Origin of the sequence: Actinophytocola xanthii (assembly GCF_001921205.1) — a bacterium.
GTDB lineage: Bacteria > Actinomycetota > Actinomycetes > Mycobacteriales > Pseudonocardiaceae > Actinophytocola > Actinophytocola xanthii.
Genome location: NZ_MSIE01000011.1, coordinates 1 through 19,848, shown reverse-complemented (window position 1 = coordinate 19,848; position 19,848 = coordinate 1). Strand labels below are relative to the sequence as shown.

General features: G+C 68.4%; 15 protein-coding genes and 2 pseudogenes. 13 read left to right on the top strand and 4 right to left on the bottom strand.

The genetic code is table 11. The features are described from left to right. The first annotated feature begins 51 nt into the window (after window positions 1-51). The 10 genes from BU204_RS07750 (at window position 52) to BU204_RS07710 (ending at window position 10,743) form a co-directional block, all read left to right on the top strand. Complete coding sequence (locus tag BU204_RS07750; RefSeq protein WP_075125013.1) at window positions 52-1,038, top strand: LacI family DNA-binding transcriptional regulator; 987 nt, start codon at window positions 52-54, stop codon at window positions 1,036-1,038. Window positions 1,039-1,130: 92 nt separating this feature from the next. Then, window positions 1,131-2,795 (top strand): ribulokinase, encoded by a 1,665-nt coding sequence (gene araB, locus BU204_RS07745; protein WP_198942800.1) that lies wholly within the window; start codon window positions 1,131-1,133, stop codon window positions 2,793-2,795. A 5-nt stretch (window positions 2,796-2,800) separates the two neighbouring features. Further along, on the top strand, window positions 2,801-3,454 hold the full coding sequence (locus BU204_RS07740; RefSeq protein ID WP_198942799.1) for an L-ribulose-5-phosphate 4-epimerase: 654 nt from the start codon (window positions 2,801-2,803) through the stop codon (window positions 3,452-3,454). 19 nt (window positions 3,455-3,473) lie between these two features. Then, the gene (gene araA, locus BU204_RS07735) at window positions 3,474-4,979 is read left to right on the top strand and encodes an L-arabinose isomerase (RefSeq protein WP_075124889.1); all 1,506 of its coding nucleotides are present in this window, start codon (window positions 3,474-3,476) and stop codon (window positions 4,977-4,979) included. 32 nt (window positions 4,980-5,011) lie between these two features. After that, window positions 5,012-6,127 (top strand): multiple monosaccharide ABC transporter substrate-binding protein, encoded by a 1,116-nt coding sequence (gene chvE / locus BU204_RS07730; RefSeq protein ID WP_075124888.1) that lies wholly within the window; start codon window positions 5,012-5,014, stop codon window positions 6,125-6,127. Continuing rightward, the gene (gene mmsA / locus BU204_RS07725) at window positions 6,124-7,659 is read left to right on the top strand and encodes a multiple monosaccharide ABC transporter ATP-binding protein (RefSeq protein ID WP_075124887.1); all 1,536 of its coding nucleotides are present in this window, start codon (window positions 6,124-6,126) and stop codon (window positions 7,657-7,659) included. The genes chvE and mmsA overlap by 4 nt, the downstream gene beginning before the upstream one ends. Then, window positions 7,656-8,885 (top strand): multiple monosaccharide ABC transporter permease, encoded by a 1,230-nt coding sequence (gene mmsB, locus BU204_RS07720; protein WP_075124886.1) that lies wholly within the window; start codon window positions 7,656-7,658, stop codon window positions 8,883-8,885. Before mmsA ends, mmsB begins: the two co-directional genes overlap by 4 nt. A 194-nt stretch (window positions 8,886-9,079) precedes the next feature. After that, a complete protein-coding gene (locus BU204_RS39920; RefSeq protein WP_158073412.1) occupies window positions 9,080-9,235 on the top strand; it encodes a DUF6307 family protein in 156 nt (51 codons plus the stop codon). Between the two features lie 49 nt (window positions 9,236-9,284). Continuing rightward, the gene (locus tag BU204_RS07715) at window positions 9,285-10,316 is read left to right on the top strand and encodes a fatty acid desaturase family protein (RefSeq protein WP_075124885.1); all 1,032 of its coding nucleotides are present in this window, start codon (window positions 9,285-9,287) and stop codon (window positions 10,314-10,316) included. 70 nt (window positions 10,317-10,386) lie between these two features. After that, window positions 10,387-10,743, top strand: coding sequence for an HPF/RaiA family ribosome-associated protein (locus BU204_RS07710; protein WP_233159702.1), 357 nt, complete (start codon window positions 10,387-10,389; stop codon window positions 10,741-10,743). 67 nt (window positions 10,744-10,810) lie between these two features. On the opposite strand, the gene BU204_RS07705 is transcribed toward BU204_RS07710, so the two are convergent. Continuing rightward, entirely contained in the window at window positions 10,811-11,035 is a 225-nt protein-coding gene (locus tag BU204_RS07705; RefSeq protein WP_075124883.1) for an RGCVC family protein, read from the bottom strand. A gap of 340 nt (window positions 11,036-11,375) precedes the next feature. Here BU204_RS07705 and BU204_RS07700 point away from each other — a divergent pair. Next, window positions 11,376-11,827: pseudogene (locus tag BU204_RS07700) on the top strand (ABC transporter permease subunit); the annotation flags it as partial. Window positions 11,828-11,966: 139 nt separating this feature from the next. Here BU204_RS07700 and BU204_RS07695 read toward each other — a convergent pair. Beyond that, window positions 11,967-12,374, bottom strand: coding sequence for a hypothetical protein (locus BU204_RS07695; protein WP_075124882.1), 408 nt, complete (start codon window positions 12,372-12,374; stop codon window positions 11,967-11,969). Window positions 12,375-12,851: 477 nt separating this feature from the next. On the opposite strand from BU204_RS07695, the gene BU204_RS07690 reads away from it, so the two are divergent. Both BU204_RS07690 and BU204_RS07685 read left to right on the top strand, forming a co-directional pair. Beyond that, window positions 12,852-18,287, top strand: a complete 5,436-nt coding sequence (locus BU204_RS07690) for a DEAD/DEAH box helicase (protein WP_233159694.1) — start codon at window positions 12,852-12,854, stop codon at window positions 18,285-18,287. Beyond that, window positions 18,212-18,388, top strand: a pseudogene (locus BU204_RS07685) (sugar ABC transporter permease); the annotation flags it as partial. The gene BU204_RS07690 and the pseudogene BU204_RS07685, both read left to right, overlap by 76 nt. Window positions 18,389-18,633: 245 nt before the next feature. On the opposite strand, the gene BU204_RS07680 reads toward BU204_RS07685, so the two are convergent. Both BU204_RS07680 and BU204_RS39915 read right to left on the bottom strand, forming a co-directional pair. Further along, on the bottom strand, window positions 18,634-18,990 hold the full coding sequence (locus BU204_RS07680) for a hypothetical protein (protein WP_075124880.1): 357 nt from the start codon (window positions 18,988-18,990) through the stop codon (window positions 18,634-18,636). A gap of 260 nt (window positions 18,991-19,250) precedes the next feature. Then, window positions 19,251-19,409, bottom strand: a complete 159-nt coding sequence (locus BU204_RS39915; protein ID WP_158073411.1) for a hypothetical protein — start codon at window positions 19,407-19,409, stop codon at window positions 19,251-19,253. Between the last annotated feature and the right edge of the window lie 439 nt (window positions 19,410-19,848).

The following is a 19,848-nucleotide window of genomic DNA, read 5'->3' as shown; positions in this document are numbered from 1 at the left end:
TCGGCGGTGGAGGACCCGGTAGTCACGAGCAAGGTGTCGCGCGACCCCGCGATGACGGACGTCGCCCGCCTCGCCGGGGTGTCCCACCAGACCGTCTCGCGCGTGCTGAACGGCCATCCCAACGTTCGCGAGCAGACCCGGCTGCGGGTGCGCGCGGCCATCGAGGAGCTGGGCTACCGGCCGAACAAGGCGGCGCGGGCACTGGTCACCGGGCGCACGCAGCTGATCGGGGTGGTCGCGGCCAACTCCACCCTGTACGGGCCGGCCTCACTGCTCGCCGCGTTCGAGCTGGCGGCGGCCGAGGCCGGGTTCGCGGTGAGCCTCAAGCGGGTGAAGGTGCTCGACCGCGGATCGATCGCCGAGGCCGTCGAGCACCACCGGGACCAGCGGGTGGCCGGCATCGTGGCGATCGCGCCGACCGGCTCGGCCAACGACGCGCTCGCCGACGTGCCGGCCGGGGTGCCGCTGGTGACCGTGGACGGCGACCCGGAGCGGCCGACGCCGATGGTCACCGTGGACCAGACGGCGGGTGCCTTCGACGCGACGACCCACCTGCTCGAGGCCGGCCACCGCACGGTCTGGCACGTCTCCGGGCCGCCGGACTGGTTCGACGCGATGGGTCGGGTGCGGGGCTGGCAGCAGGCGCTGGAGGCCGCCGGGGTGGAGGTTCCGCCGCTGGTCGCCGCCGACTGGAGCGCCGCCGCGGGCTACCGGGCCGGCCAGATGCTCGCCAGGATGCCCGAGGTGACCGGGGTGTTCGCGGCCAACGACCACCTGGCGCTCGGCATCCTGCGCGCGATGAGCGAGCGGGGCCGCCGGGTGCCCGAGGAGGTGAGCGTGGTCGGGTTCGACGACGTGCCGGAGGCGGCGTACTTCATTCCGCCGCTCACCACCATGCGCCCCGACTTCGACGCTGTGGCCAGGGAGACCCTGGGTCTCCTGCTCGCCCAGATCGAGGGCGGGGACACCGGTCCGAAACGGCGGACCATCGCACCCGCGTTGATCACGAGGAACAGCGTGGCCGCTCCGCCGGCCTGACCCGTCTGTCTATTGTGCACGTTCACCACAGCGGTTCCACGCTGCCCAGATGGCTCTTGACGCCATGAATGTTAGCGATAACACTCCTAACCATGGTGAACGAGCCGGTTGTGGTCGGTGTCGACTTCGGCACGCTGTCCGGTCGCGCGCTCGTCGTGCGCGTGCGCGACGGGGCCGAGCTGGGGACCGCCGTCCACGAGTACGCCCACGGCGTGGTGGACGAGACCCTCCCGGCGACCGGCGCCCCGTTGCCGCCGGACTGGGCACTGCAGGTGCCTCGGGACTACATCGACGTGCTGCGGACCGCGGTGCCGGCCGCCGTCCGCGAGGCCGGGGTCGACCCGGCCGACGTGATCGGCATCGGAACCGACTTCACCGCCTGCACGATGGTGCCGACGACCGCCGACGGGACACCGCTCTGCGAGCTCGACGAGTTCGCCGGCAACCCGCATGCCTACGTGAAGCTGTGGAAGCACCACGCCGCCCAGCCGCAGGCCGACCGGATCAACGAGCTGGCCGCCCGGCGCGCGGAGAAGTGGCTGCCCCGCTACGGCGGCCTGATCTCCTCGGAGTGGGAGTTCGCCAAGGGCCTGGAGGTCCTGGAGGAGGCTCCGGACGTCTACGCGGCCATGGCCCACTGGGTCGAGGCGGCCGACTGGATCGTCTGGCAGCTCACCGGCAGGTACGTGCGCAACGCCTGCACCGCCGGATACAAGGGGATCCGGCAGGACGGGGCCTACCCGTCGGCGGACTTCCTGCGCGAGCTGAACCCCGAGTTCGGCACGTTCGTCGTGGACAAGCTCAACCAGCCGATCGGGGCGCTGGGCGACCGCGCGGGCGACCTCTCGGCGCTGGCCGCGTACTGGACCGGGCTGACCGCGGGCATCGCGGTCGCCGTGGGCAACGTCGACGCCCACGTGACCGCGCCGGCGGCCAGGGCCGTGGAGCCCGGTCGCCTGGTCGCGATCATGGGAACCTCCACCTGCCACGTGGTCAGCGGCACCGACCTGCACGAGGTGCCAGGCATGTGCGGGGTCGTGGACGGCGGGATCGTGCCGGGGCTGTGGGGCTATGAGGCCGGGCAGAGCGGTGTCGGCGACATCTTCGGCTGGTTCGTGGACCGCCAGGTCCCACCGAGCTACCACGAGCTGGCCCGCGAGCGCGGCATCTCCGTGCACGAGCTGCTCACCGAGCTGGCCGCCGCGCAGCCCGTGGGCGCCCACGGCCTGCTGGCGCTGGACTGGCACAGCGGGAACCGGTCAGTGCTGGTGGACCACGAGCTGTCCGGCCTGGTGCTCGGCCAGACCCTGGCCACCCGCGCCGAGGACGTCTACCGGGCGCTGCTGGAGGCCACCGCGTTCGGCACCCGCATGATCATCGACGCGTTCACCGACGCCGGGGTGCCGATCGACGAGCTCGTCGTCGCCGGCGGCCTGGTGCGCAACCCGCTGCTGATGCGGATCTACGCCGACGTGACCAACCTGCCGCTGCGCACGATCGGCTCGGAGCAGGGGCCGGCGCTGGGCTCGGCGATGCACGCGGCGGTCGCCGCGGGCTACTACCCCGACATCCGCGCCGCCGCCGAGGCCATGGGAGCCGACGACGGGGAGACCTACCTGCCGGTCGGGTCGAACGTGGAGGCCTACGAACGGCTCTTCGCGGAGTACCACGAGCTGCACGACTACTTCGGCCGCGGCGGCAACGACGTGATGCACCGGCTCCGGCAGCTGCGCCGCACGGCCCTGGCGTCGCGGTGAGCGGCGTGCCCACGCTCGAGGAGCTGCGCCACGAGGTGGCCCTGCTGCACCGCGAGCTCACCCGCTACGGCCTGGTCAGCTGGACGGCGGGCAACGTCTCGGCCCGGGTCCCCGGCGAGGACCTGATGGTGATCAAGCCGTCCGGGGTGTCCTACGACGAGCTGAGCGCCGAGTCGATCGTCGTCTGCGACCTGCACGGCGCCCTCGTGGAGGGCGACCTGCGGCCCTCCTCGGACACCGCTGCGCACGCCTACGTCTACCGGCACCTGCCCGAGGTGGGTGGGGTCGCGCACACCCACTCGCCGTACGCCACGGCGTGGGCGGCCAGGGGCGAGCCGATCCCGTGCGTGCTCACGATGATCGCCGACGAGTTCGGCGGGGACATCCCGGTGGGCCCGTTCGCGCTGATCGGCGACGACTCGATCGGGCAGGGGATCGTGGAGACCCTGCGCGGCAGCAGGTCCCCGGCCGTGCTGATGCGCAACCACGGGCCGTTCACCGTCGGGCCGGACGCGCGGGCCGCGGTGAAGGCGGCGGTCCTGCTCGAGGACGTGGCCCGCACCGTCCACTTCGCACACCAGCTGGGCACGCCGGACACGATCGACAAGCAGCACGTCGACCACCTCTACGCGCGCTACCAGAACGTCTACGGGCAGTGAGCCCAACAGGGGAGGCCACGTGTCGTCTGCAGCCAAGCCGCAGGTCTGGTTCCTGACCGGGAGCCAGCACCTCTACGGCGAGTCGACGCTGCACCAGGTCGCGCGCCAGTCCGAGCAGATCCAGCGGATGCTCACCGACGCCGGCGGGATCAGCGCGGAGATCGTCTGGCGCCCGGTGCTCACCGACGCCGGGGCCATCCGCCAGGTGCTCGGGGACGCCAACGCCGACCCGTCCTGCGTGGGCGTGATCGCGTGGATGCACACGTTCTCGCCGGCCAAGATGTGGATCACCGGACTGGACGTGCTGCGCAAACCGCTGCTGCACCTGCACACTCAGCTCAACGAGGCGCTGCCCTGGGAGTCCATCGACATGGACTTCATGAACCTGAACCAGGCCGCGCACGGGGACCGGGAGTTCGGCTACATCCAGACCCGCATCGGCGTCACCCGCAAGACCGTCGCCGGCCACGCCTCCGACCCGGAGGTGGCCCGGCGGATCGACGAGTGGGTGCGGGCCGCGGCCGGCCACCACCACCTGCGGCACCTGCGCCTGGCCCGGTTCGGGGACAACATGCGCGACGTCGCCGTGACCGAGGGCGACAAGGTGGAGGCCGAGCTGCGGTTCGGCGTCTCGGTGAACACCTACGGCGTCAACGACCTCGTGGCGCTGGTCGACGCGGTCCCCGACGGCGAGGTCGACCTGCTCGTCGCCGACTATGCCGAGAGCTACGCCCTTGCCCCGGAGCTCGAGCGCGGGGGAGAGCGGCACGATTCGCTGCGCTACGCCGCGCGCATCGAGGCCGGCCTGCGGCGGTTCCTCCGCGAGGGCGGGTTCGGCGCGTTCACCACGAACTTCCAGGACCTCGGCGGCCTGCGCCAGCTGCCGGGGCTCGCCGTGCAGCGGCTGATGGCCGACGGCTACGGCTTCGGCGGCGAGGGCGACTGGAAGACCTCCGCCCTGCTCGCCGCGGTCAAGGCCATGGGCACCGGAACCGGGCGCGGAACCTCGTTCATGGAGGACTACACCTACCACTTCGGACCCGGCACGCCGAAGGTGCTCGGCGCGCACATGCTCGAGGTCTGCCCCACGATCGCCGCGGACCGGCCCTCCTGCGAGATCCACCAGCTGAGCATCGGCGACCGGGAGGACCCGGTGCGCCTGGTGTTCGACGCGGCACCCGGCCCGGCCGTCGTGATCGGGCTCGCCGACCTCGGCGAGCGGTTCCGCCTGGTCGCCAACGAGATCACGGTCGTGCCGCCGGACGAGCCGCTGCCGAACCTGCCGGTCGCGCGGGCGGTGTGGGAGCCGGCGCCGTCGCTGGGGACCTCGGCCGAGTGCTGGCTCACCGCGGGCGGTCCGCACCACACGGTGCTCACCCAGTCGGTCGGCTCGGCCGTGCTGCACGACTTCGCCCAGATGGTCGGCACCGAGCTGGTGCTGATCGACGAGAACACCACCACCGCCGGCTTCGCCGACCGGTTGCGCTGGAACCAGGCCTACCACCGGTTGGCCCGCGGGCTCTGACGGCCAGGATCACAACGAGGTACGGAGGAACAATGGCGTTTCCACGGTTAGCGGCGGCGCTCGCCGCCGCCACCGCGCTGGTGCTGGCCGGCTGCGGTTCGTCGGAGAAGACCGCCGACCAGCAGTCGGAGTCGGGGGAGGGGGCGCTGGTCGGGGTGACCATGCCGACCCGCTCCTCCGAGCGCTGGATCCACGACGGCGACAACATCAAGCGGGCGCTGGAGGAGCGGGGCTACCAGGTCGACCTGCAGTACGCCGAGAACGACATCCCGACCCAGGCGAACCAGCTGGAGAACCAGATCACCAAGGGCGCGCGGGTGCTGATCGTCGCCTCGATCGACGGCACCGCGCTGACCTCACAGCTGCAGCAGGCCGCCGACGCGGACATCCCGGTGATCGCCTACGACCGGCTGATCCGCAAGAGCCCCAACGTGGACTACTACGCCTCGTTCGACAACTTCACCGTCGGCGTGCAGCAGGCGACCTCGCTGCTGACCGGCCTCGGCATGCTCAAGCCGGACGGGTCGCCCGGCACCGCGAAGGGACCGTTCAACATCGAGCTGTTCGCCGGGTCGCCGGACGACAACAACGCGACGTTCTTCTTCGACGGCGCCATGTCCGTGCTCAAGGAGCACATCGACTCCGGCCACCTGGTGGTGCGCAGCGGCCAGACCGACTTCCGCACGATCGCCATCCTGCGGTGGGACCCCGCGACCGCCCAGCGGCGAATGGAGGACCTGCTCACCTCGACCTACGGCAACGCCCGGGTGGACGGCGTGCTCTCGCCCTACGACGGACTCTCGATCGGCATCCTCTCAGCGCTGCGCAGCAGCGGCTACGGCACCGCGGGCCAGCCCTACCCGGTGGTCACCGGGCAGGACGCCGAGGTGGCGTCGGTGAAGTCGATCATCGCCGGCGAGCAGTACTCGACGATCCACAAGGACACCCGCGAGCTCGCCGACGTGGCGGTGCGGATGGCCGACGCCGTGCTCAAGGGCGAGGAGCCGGAGGTCAACAACACCGAGGACTACGAGAACGGGGAGAAGGTCGTCCCGGCCTACCTCCTCGAGCCGGTGATCGTGGACAAGTCGAACTACCAGAAGGTGCTGGTCGAGTCCGGGTACTACAGCGCCGACCAGCTCCGGTGACCGACGACATCCTCACGGTGCACGGCATCACGAAGTCCTTCCCGGGTGTCACCGCCCTGCGGGACGTGGAGCTGACCGTGCGGCGCGGCGAGATCCACGGCGTGTGCGGCGAGAACGGGGCCGGCAAGTCGACGCTGATGAAGATCCTCTCCGGGGTGCACCCGCACGGGTCGTACTCCGGGGAGGTCGTCTTCGCCGGCGAGCCCTGCGCCTTCCACGGCATCCGGGACTCCGAGGCCAGGGGCATCGTGATCATCCACCAGGAGCTGGCGCTGGTGCCGCAGCTGTCGATCGCGGAGAACCTGTTCCTGGGCAACGAGCGCGCCAACCGGGGGTGGATCGACTGGAACCGCACGAACCACGCGGCGCAGCGGCACCTGCGCCGGGTGGGGCTGCGGGAGAACCCGACCACGCCGGCCGGGGACCTCGGCGTCGGCAAGCAACAGCTGGTGGAGATCGCCAAGGCGCTGTCCAAGGAGGTCGAGCTGCTGATCCTGGACGAGCCGACCGCCGCGCTGAACGACGACGACTCCGCGCACCTGCTCGACCTGCTGCGCGGCCTGCGCGACGACGGAATCACCTGCGTGGTGATCTCACACAAGCTCAACGAGATCACCGAGATCGCCGAGCGGGTGACGATCCTGCGGGACGGGCGCACGGTCGAGACCCTCGACGTGCGCGCCGACGAGGTCACCGAGGAACGGATCATCGCCGGCATGGTCGGGCGGGACCTCGAGCACCGCTTCCCGCCCCGCGATCCTGTTCCGCCGGGGGAGGAGGTGCTGCGGATCGAGGACTGGACGGTGCACAGCCCCGCGCACGCCGGCCGGGTGGTGGTCGACGGCGCGACGCTCTCGCTGCGTCGCGGGGAGATCGTCGGCCTGGCCGGCCTGATGGGTGCCGGGCGTACCGAGCTGGCGATGAGCGTGTTCGGCCGGTCCTACGGGGTCGACATCTCCGGCCGCATCCTCAAGGACGGCCGGGAGATCGACGTCCGGTCGGTCCGCGACGCGATTCGGCACGGCATCGCCTACGTCAGCGAGGACCGCAAGCGCTACGGGCTGAACCTGGTCGCCGACGTCACCGGCAACGTGTCGGCGGCCGGCCTCGGCAAGCTGTCCCGGCGGGGGTGGGTGGACCAGCACGAGGAGGTTCGGGTGGCCCAGCGTTTCCGCGACCGCCTGCGGATCAAGACCTCGGGCGTGCAGGCGCCGACGCACACGCTGTCCGGGGGCAACCAGCAGAAGGTCGTGCTGGCGAAGTGGATGTTCACCGAGCCGGACGTGCTGATCCTCGACGAGCCGACCCGGGGCGTGGACGTCGGTGCGAAGTACGAGATCTACGGGATCGTCAACGGTCTCGCCGCGCAGGGCAAGGCGGTGTTGGTGATCTCCTCTGAGCTGCCCGAGCTGCTCGGCCTGTGCGACCGGATCTACGCCCTGTCGGCCGGTCGGGTCACCGGCGAGCTCGACCGCGCGGAGGCGACCCAGGAACGCCTGATGCGGATGATGACCCAGGAGGTCCGCCGATGAGTCTGGACGTCGTTCCCCGTTCTACAGTGGACACCACGGTGGGCGCGCCGCGCCGGTTCCACATCAACCTGCGGCAGAGCGGCATCTATGTGGCGTTCGCGCTGATCGTGGTGCTGTTCGCGATCCTCACCGACGGGGCGCTGCTCCAGCCGGGGAACATCTCCAACATCGTCGTGCAGAACTCCTACGTGCTGATCCTGGCGATCGGCATGATCCTGGTGATCATCAGCGGCCACATCGACCTGTCGGTCGGCTCGGTCGTGGCGCTGACCGGGGCGATCTGCGCGGTGCTGACCGTCCAGCTGGGTCTCCCGTGGTGGCTCGCCGTGCTCGCCACGCTCGGCGCCGGTGCGTTGATCGGAGCCGCCCAGGGCTACTGGGTGGCGTACTTCGGAATTCCGGCGTTCATCGTCACGCTGGGCGGGATGCTGGTGTTCCGCGCGCTCACGCTGACCGTGTTGGGAAACCAGGGCATCGGCCCCTTCCCCGACGAGATCCGCAGGTTGGCCAACGGCTTCACCGGCGGCTATCTCGGCAACGTGGGCCTGGGCCCGCTGGGCGGCGCGGACATCGTCAGCCTGCTGGTCGGCATCCTGGCCGTGGCGGGCTTCGCGTTCGTCCAGTGGCGCAACCGCCGAGCGCGGCTGGGCTACGGACAGGACGTCGACCCGCTGCCCCTGTTCGCCGGCAAGATCCTGCTGGCGGCGCTGGTCGTGCTGTTCGTGGTGGTGCAGCTGGCGAGGTTCAAGAACCTGCCCTGGGTCCTGGTGCTGCTGGCGGTGCTGGTGATCGGCTACTCGCTGCTGGCGAGCCGCTCGGTCTTCGGCCGCCACATCTACGCCGTGGGCGGCAACCTCCAGGCCGCGACCCTGTCCGGCGTGCGCGTGAAGCCGGTGACGTTCTGGGTCTTCGTCAACATGGGCGTGCTGGCCGCGCTGGCCGGCGTGATCTTCTCGGGTCGTCTCAACCAGGCCGGCCCCACGGCCGGCACGGCGTTCGAGCTGGACGCGATCGCCGCGGCCTTCATCGGCGGCGCGGCGGTGCAGGGCGGGGTGGGCAAGGTCGTCGGCGCCATCACCGGCGGCCTGATCATGGGCGTGATCAACAACGGCATGTCCCTGATCGGCGCGCCGAGCGAACGGGTGATGCTGGTCAAGGGCCTGGTCCTGCTGGCAGCCGTGGCCTACGACGTCTGGACCAAACGCCGCGCCGGCGCGGCCCGGTAGGACCCGGCCCGGCGGTTGACACTCACAGGTGACTCTCAGCCCATCCGTGGTCGACGAGGCGTAGGATCAGGACATCCGGAAGCGATGACACCTCATTGGACGTGTCGGTTCCTGGGTTTCTCGAAAACCGCGTTTTTTCGACCCTCTCACGTCACTTTCTGACATGGGAAACGCGGTCGGTGCAAGGAGAACACATGCCCGAAACCACTTTTGTCTCCCGTTATCAGCGACGAGTCTCGTTCGTGGAAGATGTCCTTCGGAAGAACTCGAAGATGGGTGAGGAGGCGGCCCATGAGCTCGCCGTGCAGGTCGTCTACGCCATCGACCACATTCCGGAGCCGACCCGCTGAACGCCGACCGGTGGCCGATCGCCGACCTGGCCAGCAGGCGGTACCGACCATGACGTCTGTCGTGCCCACCGCCGCGACGCGAGCCGGCAGTGGGGACTACGGCGAGCTGTCCCAGCTCGTCAGGAAAGCCGGGCTGCTTCGCCGCCGGTACGGCTACTACGCCGCGAGGATCCCCCTCAACGTTCTCGCCTTCGCGGGTGGCTGGGTGGCATTCGTCCAGCTCGGCGACTCCTGGTGGCAACTGTTCGTCGCACTGTTCTTCGCCGTGATGTTCGCCCAGCTGTCGTTCGTCGGACACGACGCCGGGCACAAACAGATCTTCCGCAGCGGGCGGGCGAACGACGTCGTCGGCTTCTGGCACGGCGGCATGGTCGGTATCAGCTACGCGGCATGGATGTCACAGCACACCCGCCACCACGCCAACCCCAACCACGAGGACGACGACCCCGACATCCACATCCCGGCGATCGCGTTCACCACCGAGCAGGCCGCGCAGCGGCGAGGCCTGCTCCGCTGGATGGCCAAGTACCAGGCGTACCTGTTCTTCCCGCTCCTGCTGCTCGAGGGGTTCAGCCTGCACGTCTCCAGCGTAAGAGCGTTGCTGCGCAGGGATCTCAGGGCGCGTCGGATCGAGACGGTTCTGCTGGTCGGTCATTTCGCCGCCTACCTCACCGCGGTCTTCCTCGTACTCTCGCCGCTCACGGCGGTGGTGTTCATCCTGGTGCACCAGTGCCTCTGGGGTGTCTACATGGGATGTGCCTTCGCTCCCGGGCACAAGGGCATGCCCACCGTCAGCAACGGTCAGACGCTCGACTTCCTGCGCAGGCAGGTGCTCACCTCACGCAACGTCCGCGGCGGCAGATGGGTGGACTTCAGTCTCGGCGCGCTCAACTACCAGGTCGAACACCATCTGTTCCCCAGCATGCCCCGGCCGAACCTCCGTCGCGCCCAACCGATCGTCCGCGCCTTCTGTGCGGGCAAGGGCATTGAGTACTCGCAGTGTGGCTGGATGCGGACCTACGGGTACGTGCTGGGACATCTCCACGCCGTCGGCGGCCCGCTGCGGAGGGCCGATCGCTGACGACGACACCGAACACGGACCAGAAGGGCGGCCGTCGCCGCACATGAACGAAACCGCGGAGGTGTCGAACGTGATCGCCGAGAGGCTGCACCTCGCCACGGGTTTCCTGTCCTCCGAACGAGACTGGGTCGTTCAGCGGCTGGCCGCGCTCGGGACGAGGCTGCGGTCGTTCCGGGACACCCAGATCGATCTGGAGATCAGCCTCAAGGAACGGCACGGCAGTGGTCAGCAGGTCACCCTGGAGTGCTGGATCAGCCGAACGCCGCGGATGCACCTGGTGGCCACGTCGACAGCGCGGGAGTTGGCGGCGGCCGTCAACGAGGTTCGTGACGACCTGATCCGTCAGGTCGACGACGCCAAGACCCGGACCGAACCACGCAACGGCCATGTCCGTCGGCCGCCGCAGTACCCCGCCGACCAAAGCTGATTCGACCACGCGCGACGGAACACCGCCGGCGACCCGGAAGCGGGATGCCGGCGGTTCTCGCGTGCCCTCAGTCCGATACCGTGCCGCCGTCCTGAGTGGCGACAGCGGAATCGACCGTGTTCGCGGTGGGAGCACAGACGCAGCCGCGGTCAGATCCGCTGACGATGGTCGCGGCACAGAAGCGGGCCGAGATGCCGTCGTGCTCGGCCCAGCTGTGCTGACATGCCGCGCAACGCTTGTTGCCTTCGGTGCCGACGACGAAGTCGGCGCTGGTGGTGTTCGGGGTGGCCACGTTACTCATCATTGTCCTCAGGTGCTTGGGGGGAGGCCGTCACGGCCCTGCGCTGCAAAGGCTGAGGTCGATGAGGTTCGGCAACGGTGTGAACACAGTTTAGCGCGAACGCCGAAACGCGGCGCGTCCTGCCCGTGACCAGGGTCAGGGGGTGGACCCGGATCAGTCGCTAGAGGACGGTTCATTGTTTCGTGTCTGGCGGTGACCGAGCTCGGAGTCCGCGGGCTCACCCTCGTCGAGCACTGTTCCCCAGGTCAGGTACGGGACCCACGAGTACTCACTCATGAACTCCGTCAGCTGCAACATCACGTACAGGCCGTCACCCGTGTCTCCAGGCGATCTGGCTGCGCTGGTGATCGGCTACTCCCTGCTGGCCAGCCGCTCGGTCTTCGGTCGTCATGTCTACGCGGTGGGCGGTAACCTTCAGGCGGCGACCCTGTCGGGTGTTCGGGTGAAGCCGGTGACGTTCTGGGTGTTCGTGAACATGGGCGTGCTGGCGGCGCTGGCGGGTGTGATCTTTTCCGGGCGCCTCAATCAGGCTGGTCCCACGGCGGGCACGGCGTTCGAGTTGGACGCGATCGCGGCGGCGTTCATCGGCGGTGCGGCGGTGCAGGGCGGGGTGGGCAAGGTCGTCGGTGCCATCACCGGCGGCCTGATCATGGGTGTGATCCCAATGGCATGTCGCTGATCGGCGCGCCGAGCGAACGGGTGATGCTGGTCAAGGGCCTGGTCCTGCTGGCAGCCGTCGCCTATGAGGTCTGGACCAAACGCCGCGCCCGCGCGGCGCGCTGACCGGTCAGCGCGCCGCTCTCGACCACGTCCGGAGGCACCCGAACCCCGTGCCAGGAGTACGCGGTCCAGCCGTCCGGGTATCGGATCGCGGGGCCTCCGGGGCGCGTCGCGCACCTGCCGGAGCGACGTGACGCTGTCATCACGTTAGTCGAACACCAGCGAGTGCCCTCCCGGTCTCGTCGTCCAGCCGCCAGAACTCCCACCCGTTGCGGTTCGGGTTCACCCCCGGTTTGTAGTGCGCCACAACCGCGCGGGCCGCCCCGGTCGGCGTCTTGAAGCTTCGCCCGCTCAGCGGGCCTGATGTGATGTCGATCCTGGTCGTTCTCGGGTCGTACCTGCCTTGCGTGCGGTGGCCCTCGTAGTCAGCGTAAACCGCCACGGCGACGTCGGCGTCGGAGCGCTCCGGGGCTCCCACCGTCGTCGGGGGCGGCATGCTGGCCTGCGCCACCAGGCGGGCGACGACCTCGCCCGCCGTGCACCCACTCATGCGGGCCGCGAACTCCAGAGAGCTGTACGTCTGGGAGTCTACCTCGATTGTCTCAGTCATAGTTGCTTTCCTCCTCGAAGCGAGACTATCCTTTAAGAGGAAGCAAAGCAAGCAAATAGTGGATAGTGAGCAGTAGCATGTTGCCGGTCCTGGCGCGGGGGCAGAGGCAAGGACGCATGACTGCCATGCTGGTTCGTCTGGGCATCGACGGGAGCGGCAGCTGGTACGGCAAGGAATGGACAGTGGTCGACGCGACGTCATGACTGGGCTGGAGGCGTGTGGCTTGCATGCTCCCCGATCGCTCGATAGCCGTTTCTTCGGATTCCGGCGGCGCTCGCGGTGGGTGGAGAGCCGCGGCGGGTAGTCCCTGACGCCTTCGACCCGGGATTCTGGTCGGTGCCGTTAGCCTGTGAGGCAGCCGATCAACACAGGGACGCGCAGATGGATGTCTTCCAGGTACACGATCACCTGATCGATGACTACCGTGAGTTCACTTCAGGCTTCACGGAGATTCACGACGAGGGGATCAGGCGTCATGTGGAACGCCGGCTGCACGAGGGGGACCAATGGCCCGACCCGTACCTGTCGCTGAACCCGAACTTCGCCTCCGGTGGATCGGTGCAGGACCTGGTCACACAGGGTCTCCTGCACCCGGACTGTGCTCGCATCTTTCGCGTCGGAAAGGACGCGCCAGGTCAGACCGGGTACCCACTGGACCTGCACCACCACCAGCGCGACGCGATCGAGGTGGCCCGGGGGAGAGCCAGCTACGTGCTCACCACTGGGACAGGATCGGGTAAGAGCCTGAGCTACATCATCCCGATCGTGGACAGCGTCCTGCGGCAGCGCGAGGCCGGAAACTACCGGCCAGGAGTCAAGGCGATCATCGTCTACCCGATGAACGCACTGGCCAACAGCCAGCAGAACGAGCTGGAGAAGTTTCTCCGGCACGGGATGGATCCGGAGGACGAACTCGTCTCGTTCCGCCGTTACACGGGACAGGACCGCGAGGCGGAGCGAGCGGAGATTCTGGACAATCCCCCGGACATCATTCTGACCAACTACGTGATGCTCGAACTTGTGCTCACCAGGCCGGAGGAACGCGACCGCTTGATCACCGCGGCGAGCGATCTGCGGTTCCTGGTGCTGGACGAACTGCACACCTATCGCGGTCGTTCCGGCGCCGACGTCGGAATGCTGGTAAGGCGACTCCGCGACGCCTGCGCGGCGACGGATCTCCAGTGCGTCGGGACCTCGGCGACGATGACAACCGAAGGGCCCGAGGAGGACCGCAAGGCCGCCGTCGCCTCGGTGGCCACCGACCTGTTCGGCGCACCCGTCTCGGTCATGAACGTCATTGGGGAGACGCTCCAACGGGCGACCGTCGGTGACCCGGATGACGTCGGCGGACTTCGAAAGAGCGTCGATGGGGACGACGGCCTCGACGACTACCACCGGTTCGTGGCCGACCCGTTGTCTGCCTGGGTCGAGCGGCGCTTCGGCATCGTTGAATCAGAGGGCACGTTGGTCCGGCCGAAAGAGCCGTCCACCGTCCCGGAAGCGGCGGAAGCACTGCGGGCGACGACCGGTTTACCGCTTGAACGCTGCGCGGCGGCCATCGCTCGTACCCTGCAGCGCGGCGCTCGGACAGTCGACCCCCGTACCCGCCGGCCGGTGTTCGCGTTCCGGCTCCACCAGTTCCTGTCCAAAGGCGACAACGTCTACCTGAGCCTTGAGGCTCCCGACGTCCGCTACGTGACGACGAGGTACCAGGCAGTGGTACCGGAGCCGGAACGGCGCGATGCGATTCTGCTTCCCGCGGCGTTCTGCCGCGAATGCGGCCAGGAGTACCTGGTCGTGCAGCGGGTTGACGACGACGGCTACGTCCGGTTCATCTCCAGGGCCGATGGTGAGGGCCGCGGGGGCGATCCGGGGTACCTGTTCACCAGCGTGGACGTTCCGTGGCCAGCGAACCTGCACGTCGCGATCAGCGAACAGCGGTTGCCCGAGTCCTGGCTCGTCACCGACGAGCATGGCAACGTGTCGATTGCACCACGCCGTCGTGACCGACTACCCGAACAGGTCCACCTCGATCTGACCGGCCGGCTGACCGAGTCGGGTGAGGGCACCGAGTTCGCCTTCATCTCGGGCGCGTTCGCGTTCTGCCTGCGCTGCAGGGTCTCCTACGAACAGCTCCGCAGCAGCGACTTCGGAAAGCTGGCGTCTCTCGCAGCCGAGGGCCGGAGTTCCGCGGCGTCAGTCGTCAGCGCGAGCATCGTCCGGAGCCTCCGCGCCCAGACCGACCTGCCCGCCGACGCCAGGAAACTGCTCGCGTTCGCGGACAACCGGCAGGACGCCAGCCTGCAGGCCGGCCACTTCAACGACTTCATCCAGGTCAGCCAGCTGCGGGGAGCGCTCTACCGTGCGCTGTGCTCCGCACCCGACGGTCTGACCCATGAGATCGTCGAACAGAAGGTCACCGACGCGCTTGGTCTGACTCTTGCGGACTTCGCGCGCAACAAGACCGCCCGGTTCAGCCTCGAACGCCGCGCCTGGGACGCCCTGCGACGAATCGTTGGCTACCGCCTCTACCAGGACCTGGAGCGAGGATGGCGGATCACCATGCCGAACCTCGAGCAAACCGGTCTGCTGCGAATCGACTACGTCGACCTCCCGGACGTCGCCGCCGATCAGTCCCTCTGGAATGACCGTCACCCCGTGCTGCGAGATGACCACGCCGAGCACCGGCGTGAGCTGCTGAGGATTCTGCTCGACGAGTTGCGCCGGGTGCTCGCTGTCGAGGTCGACTGCTTTGATCCACACGGCTTCGAACAGCTCCGGAAGCTGTCCAGCCAGCACCTCGACGAGCCTTGGGCCTTGCCGGAGCGGGAAAGTGAGCCCCGCCCCGGCAAGGCGTTCGCCCGTCCCGGCGGCAAGGGCAGCCGTCGAGACCACCTCTACCTCAGTGGGTACGGTGCCTACGGTCGCTACCTGCTGCGCCCCACCACGTTTCCCGGCCTTCCGGAGAAGCTGAGCCGCGACGACGCCCAGAAGATCATCGTCGACCTCCTCGTGGTGCTCGCCGAGTGCGGTCTGCTCGCCGTCAGTCGTACCAACGAGGCGGACGGTGCGGCCGGCTACCAGCTCAAGTCCTCGGCCATCATCTGGCGCGCGGGCGACGGCAAGGCGGGCGCCGACGATCCACTGCGCAAGGAGGTGGCGTCCGAGCGTGGGCCACGCGTCAACCCCTTCTTTCGCCGGCTCTACTCCGACGTGGCGGAGACCCTGGCCGGAATGCATGCCCGTGAGCACACCGCTCAGGTGTCCAACGAGCATCGCATCGAGCGAGAGGAGAAGTTCCGACGCGGTGAACTGCCGGTCCTGTTCTGCTCACCGACCATGGAACTGGGCATCGACATCGCCAGCCTGAACGCTGTCGGCCTTCGCAACGTGCCGCCCACGCCCGCGAACTACGCACAACGTGCCGGTCGCGCCGGCCGTTCGGGTCAACCAGCGCTGGTGGTCACGTACTGCGCTACCGGCAACGCACACGACCAGTACTACTTCCGCAAGCGCGACCAGATGGTCGGCGGCTCGGTCGCCCCGCCCAGGCTGGACCTCACCAACGAGGATCTGCTCAGGTCCCATGTGCATGCCATCTGGCTGGCGGAGACCGGCCTCAAGCTAGACCGCTCGCTCGCGAAGGTGGTCGACACCGGCTCACCTGCTCTGCAGATCGCCGCCGGCGTTCGTCTGAAGATCGAGTCCGATCTGGCCCAGGAACGTGCACTGCGGCATGCCGGGCATGTCCTCTTCGGCCTCAACGAGCGACTGGAACGGACCTCGTGGTGGCACCCCGACTGGACCGAGCGGGTCGTCTCCGACGCCGCCCTGGAGTTCGACCGGTCGCTGGAGCGGTGGCGCGAGCTGTTCCGGTCAGCGGTACGGGAACAGGAGAAGCAGAACGCCATCATCCTCGACCACGCGAGTAGCCCGAAAGCCAGGGACGAGGCCACTCGCCGACGCCGCGAGGCCGAGAACCAGCTCCGGCTCCTCCGCCTCGACGACGCAGAGGAGTTCCAGACCGACTTCTACTCCTACCGCTATCTCGCCGCGGAGGGGTTCCTGCCCGGCTACTCCTTCCCCCGGTTGCCGCTGCGGGCTTACGTTCCAGGGCGACGCGGGATGGGTGGAGACGCCGAGTTCATCCAGCGTCCGCGGTTCATCGCGATTAGCGAGTTCGGCCCCGGTGCCCTCGTGTACCACGAGGGCGTGCGTTACCAGGTGAACCAGGTCCAGCTAACCCCCGGTGAGGACGGCGGCACCGGCCTGGACACCACAGCTGCCCGCCGTTGTTCCGCGTGCGGCTACCAGCACGACACCGAAGTCGGTTCGGACGTCTGCGACGCCTGCGACGCCCCACTCGGGAAGACGATGTACCGGCTGCTGCGCCTGCAGACAGTGCGCGCCGACCGGCGGGACCGGATCTCCTCAGACGAGGAGGAGCGCCGCCGCACCGGCTTCGACCTGATCACCTCCTACCGGTTCAACGACCACGGAGCGCGGCCAGGACGGATCGACGCCGAGGCAAGAACCGGCGACCAGCCCGTTCTCGAACTCCACTACGGGGACACCGCCACCGTCCGGGTGACGAACCTCGGGCTGCGCAGGCGGCGTGACCCGCACAGCAACATCGGATACTGGATCGACGTGCAGACCGGTCGCTGGCTGTCCGAGCGCCGAGCACTGGCTGACGACGGGCAGGGCGGCGAGGACCTGGAACCGGTCGACGACGTGCCACGGAAGCAGCAGGTCGTCCCCTACGTTGAGGACAGCCGCAACATCCTCGTGACCCGGGCTGTCGACCAGGTCGACAGACCGACGGCGCTGTCGTTCATGTACGCCCTCGAACGCGGTGTCGAGGCCGAGTTCCAGCTCGAGGACGGCGAGCTGAGCAGTGAGCTCCTTCCGGACAAGGACAGCCGGGGCCGAGCCCTGTTCATCGAAAGCGCCGAAGGCGGCGCCGGGGTGCTGCGGCGCCTCGTGGAAGAACCTGGCGCACTCCGTCGCGCCGCCCGACGGGCCCTCGACATCTGCCACTTCGACCCGGACACCGGCGAGGACCTGGGGGGTGACCTGGACGACACGGGGGAGCGCTGCGCGCGGGCGTGCTACGACTGCCTGCTCTCGTACGCCAACCAGGGAAGCCACCTGCTCATCGACCGGCATCTTGCCCGCGGTGACGCTCGCCGACGAGGACCCCGTTGCCCACGAACTACATCTCCAGCAGGAACGGTGCCTGCTCTTCGTCGCATGCACCCGGGCGCGGGAGACCCTGCGGCTGTCCTGGCATGGCGCACCGACCTCGCTGCTACCGCTGGCCTAGCGCACGGCCTGCGCGGTCTCGAGGAAGCGTTCCAGCTCCGCCTTCACGTCCGGTCCGCAGGGTTGGAACACGATCTCGATGACGCCGTGCCCGGCGATGTCGTCGAGCTTGCGTCGGACCTGGTCCCGGGTGCCGGTGAGTGTGACGTCGGTAAGGATGGCGTGCCCGCCGACCTCCCACGCCGCCTGGTCGGGCTCGCTCAGCTCCACGTAGTGTCCCGCGTGGACGGCCAGGTGGCGTTCGGTCTCGGTGCGGCCTTGACCGGCGCGAGCCACCGGTCCCCGCCGGGCAGGGCACGGACCGCCCTCGGGGCCGCCGAACTCGTACGCGCCGTGGTAGGCCAGTGCCCAGCCGGGGCCGTCGGCGAGCCGGCGTGTTCGGAGTCCGGCGCCTCGCCCTCGTCGAGCACGGTGCCCCAGGCCAGGTACGGGACCCACGAGTACTCGCTCATGAACTCGGGCAGCTGCAATGTGACGTACACGCCGTCGCCGTGTTTCGTGGCGATCTGGCGGCGCTGGTTGTGCTGTTCGTGGTGGTGCAGCTGGCGAGGTTCAAGAACTTGCCCTGGGTGCTGGAGGTGCTGGTGATCGGCTACTCGCTGCTGGCCGGCCGCTCGGTCTTCGGCCGCCACATCTACGCGGTGGGCGGCGGGCTCCAGGCGGCGACCTTGTCCGGTGTGCGCGTGAAGCCAGGGCGGGGTGGGCAAGGTCGGGCCTGGTCCTGCTGGCAGCCGTGGCCTACGACGTCTGGACCAAACGCCGCGCCGGCACCGCCCGCTGACTGGTACCACGTCGGCATGGCTGAGAGCTGACCTGCTCGGTGAGGACAGGGCTGGCGTGGAACACCACCCACTCCTCGCAGTCCATGCACCCGACCCCTCCGCAGCTCGACAAGGAATCGAATCCCATCTGCCAGGACGAGGTTGTTGGTTTCTTACCGAGGAGTCCGCCAGGACGACGAATGGTCAGTCTCGTAACCGACTAGTTCACGGTTGTTCGAACAAGCCCACCTGACCCCTTCCTCGAGCATCGCCTTCGCGTTGTGATCTACGCGGAAGAGGTCGACGGACAGCAGTTCCCAGACGAGGCGAGCTCCGCCGCGGGCCGCTTCGCCACCCGCCGGCAACACCGCGTCGGCGACGGCTTTCAGGAACTCGTGGGGATTGCTCGTCGCCTGACCGTACAGGTTGTAAACCCTCCGTGGGTCGTAGCCAGGAGGTTCTTCGATCTCGCGCATCTCGACGCGAATATAAGTGGTCAGAAGTTGGACAATATCGCTCGGAAGTCGCATACGGTTCTCCTGTTCCTCGGTATATCGCTACGTTCGTCAGCGGGGGGCGTCCCGTTACAGGAAGAATTATGTAACGCGACACTCGCGATCAGCGAAGTAGGTCAGCGAAGTCGGAATTGGCTCGAGAATCCGTGGTCGCGTTACTTCGCATCAGTTTCGTCGTGAGGAGGTCGTGAAGCTATGGGTGTCGCACTAGTGTTGGTTTATCTCGTGGGGTGCATCGGAGCGGTCGCCGTAGGTCGGTACCGCGTCAAACTCAGTCAACGCGGCCGGTTGGGCGCGGCGACGATCTTCGGCAGCTTGCCGTGGTTCATGACCCAGATGGCGACGGTCGTGGTCTGGCCGGTTTTCCTGTGTGTGTGGCTCGCGCGCGGACGGCCGGCGTCACCGTGGAAGTCCATGACCACCGGCGACGGCACGATCGTGATCCGGAGACGTACGGCGAGCTGACTCGGTAACAGGACCGCTTTCTATCTACATCTACCTGGTGATCATGGAGGTTGTCATGTGTGCATGCGTCGAGGCAGGTCGACCCAAGTGCGCGTGGTGCAAGGAGGCCGACGCGCACAGGATCCCGCCCTCGAGGCACAACTGCCAGTGGGGCCGTTGTTCGTGATTTCTGCTTTCGGACTCCGAGGTCGGCCTTGTGTCGCGCTGGCACAGGGCCGACGGGCTCCAGGGGCGACTAGCGAACCGTCTCCGCCGCCTCGAGGAAGCGTTCCAGCTCGGCCTTCACGTCCGGTCCGCAGGGTTGGAACACGATCTCGGTGACGCCGTGTCCGGCGAGGTCGTCGAGCTTGCGTCGGACCTCGTCACGCGTGCCGCTGATCGTGACATCGGTGAGGATCGAGTGCCCGC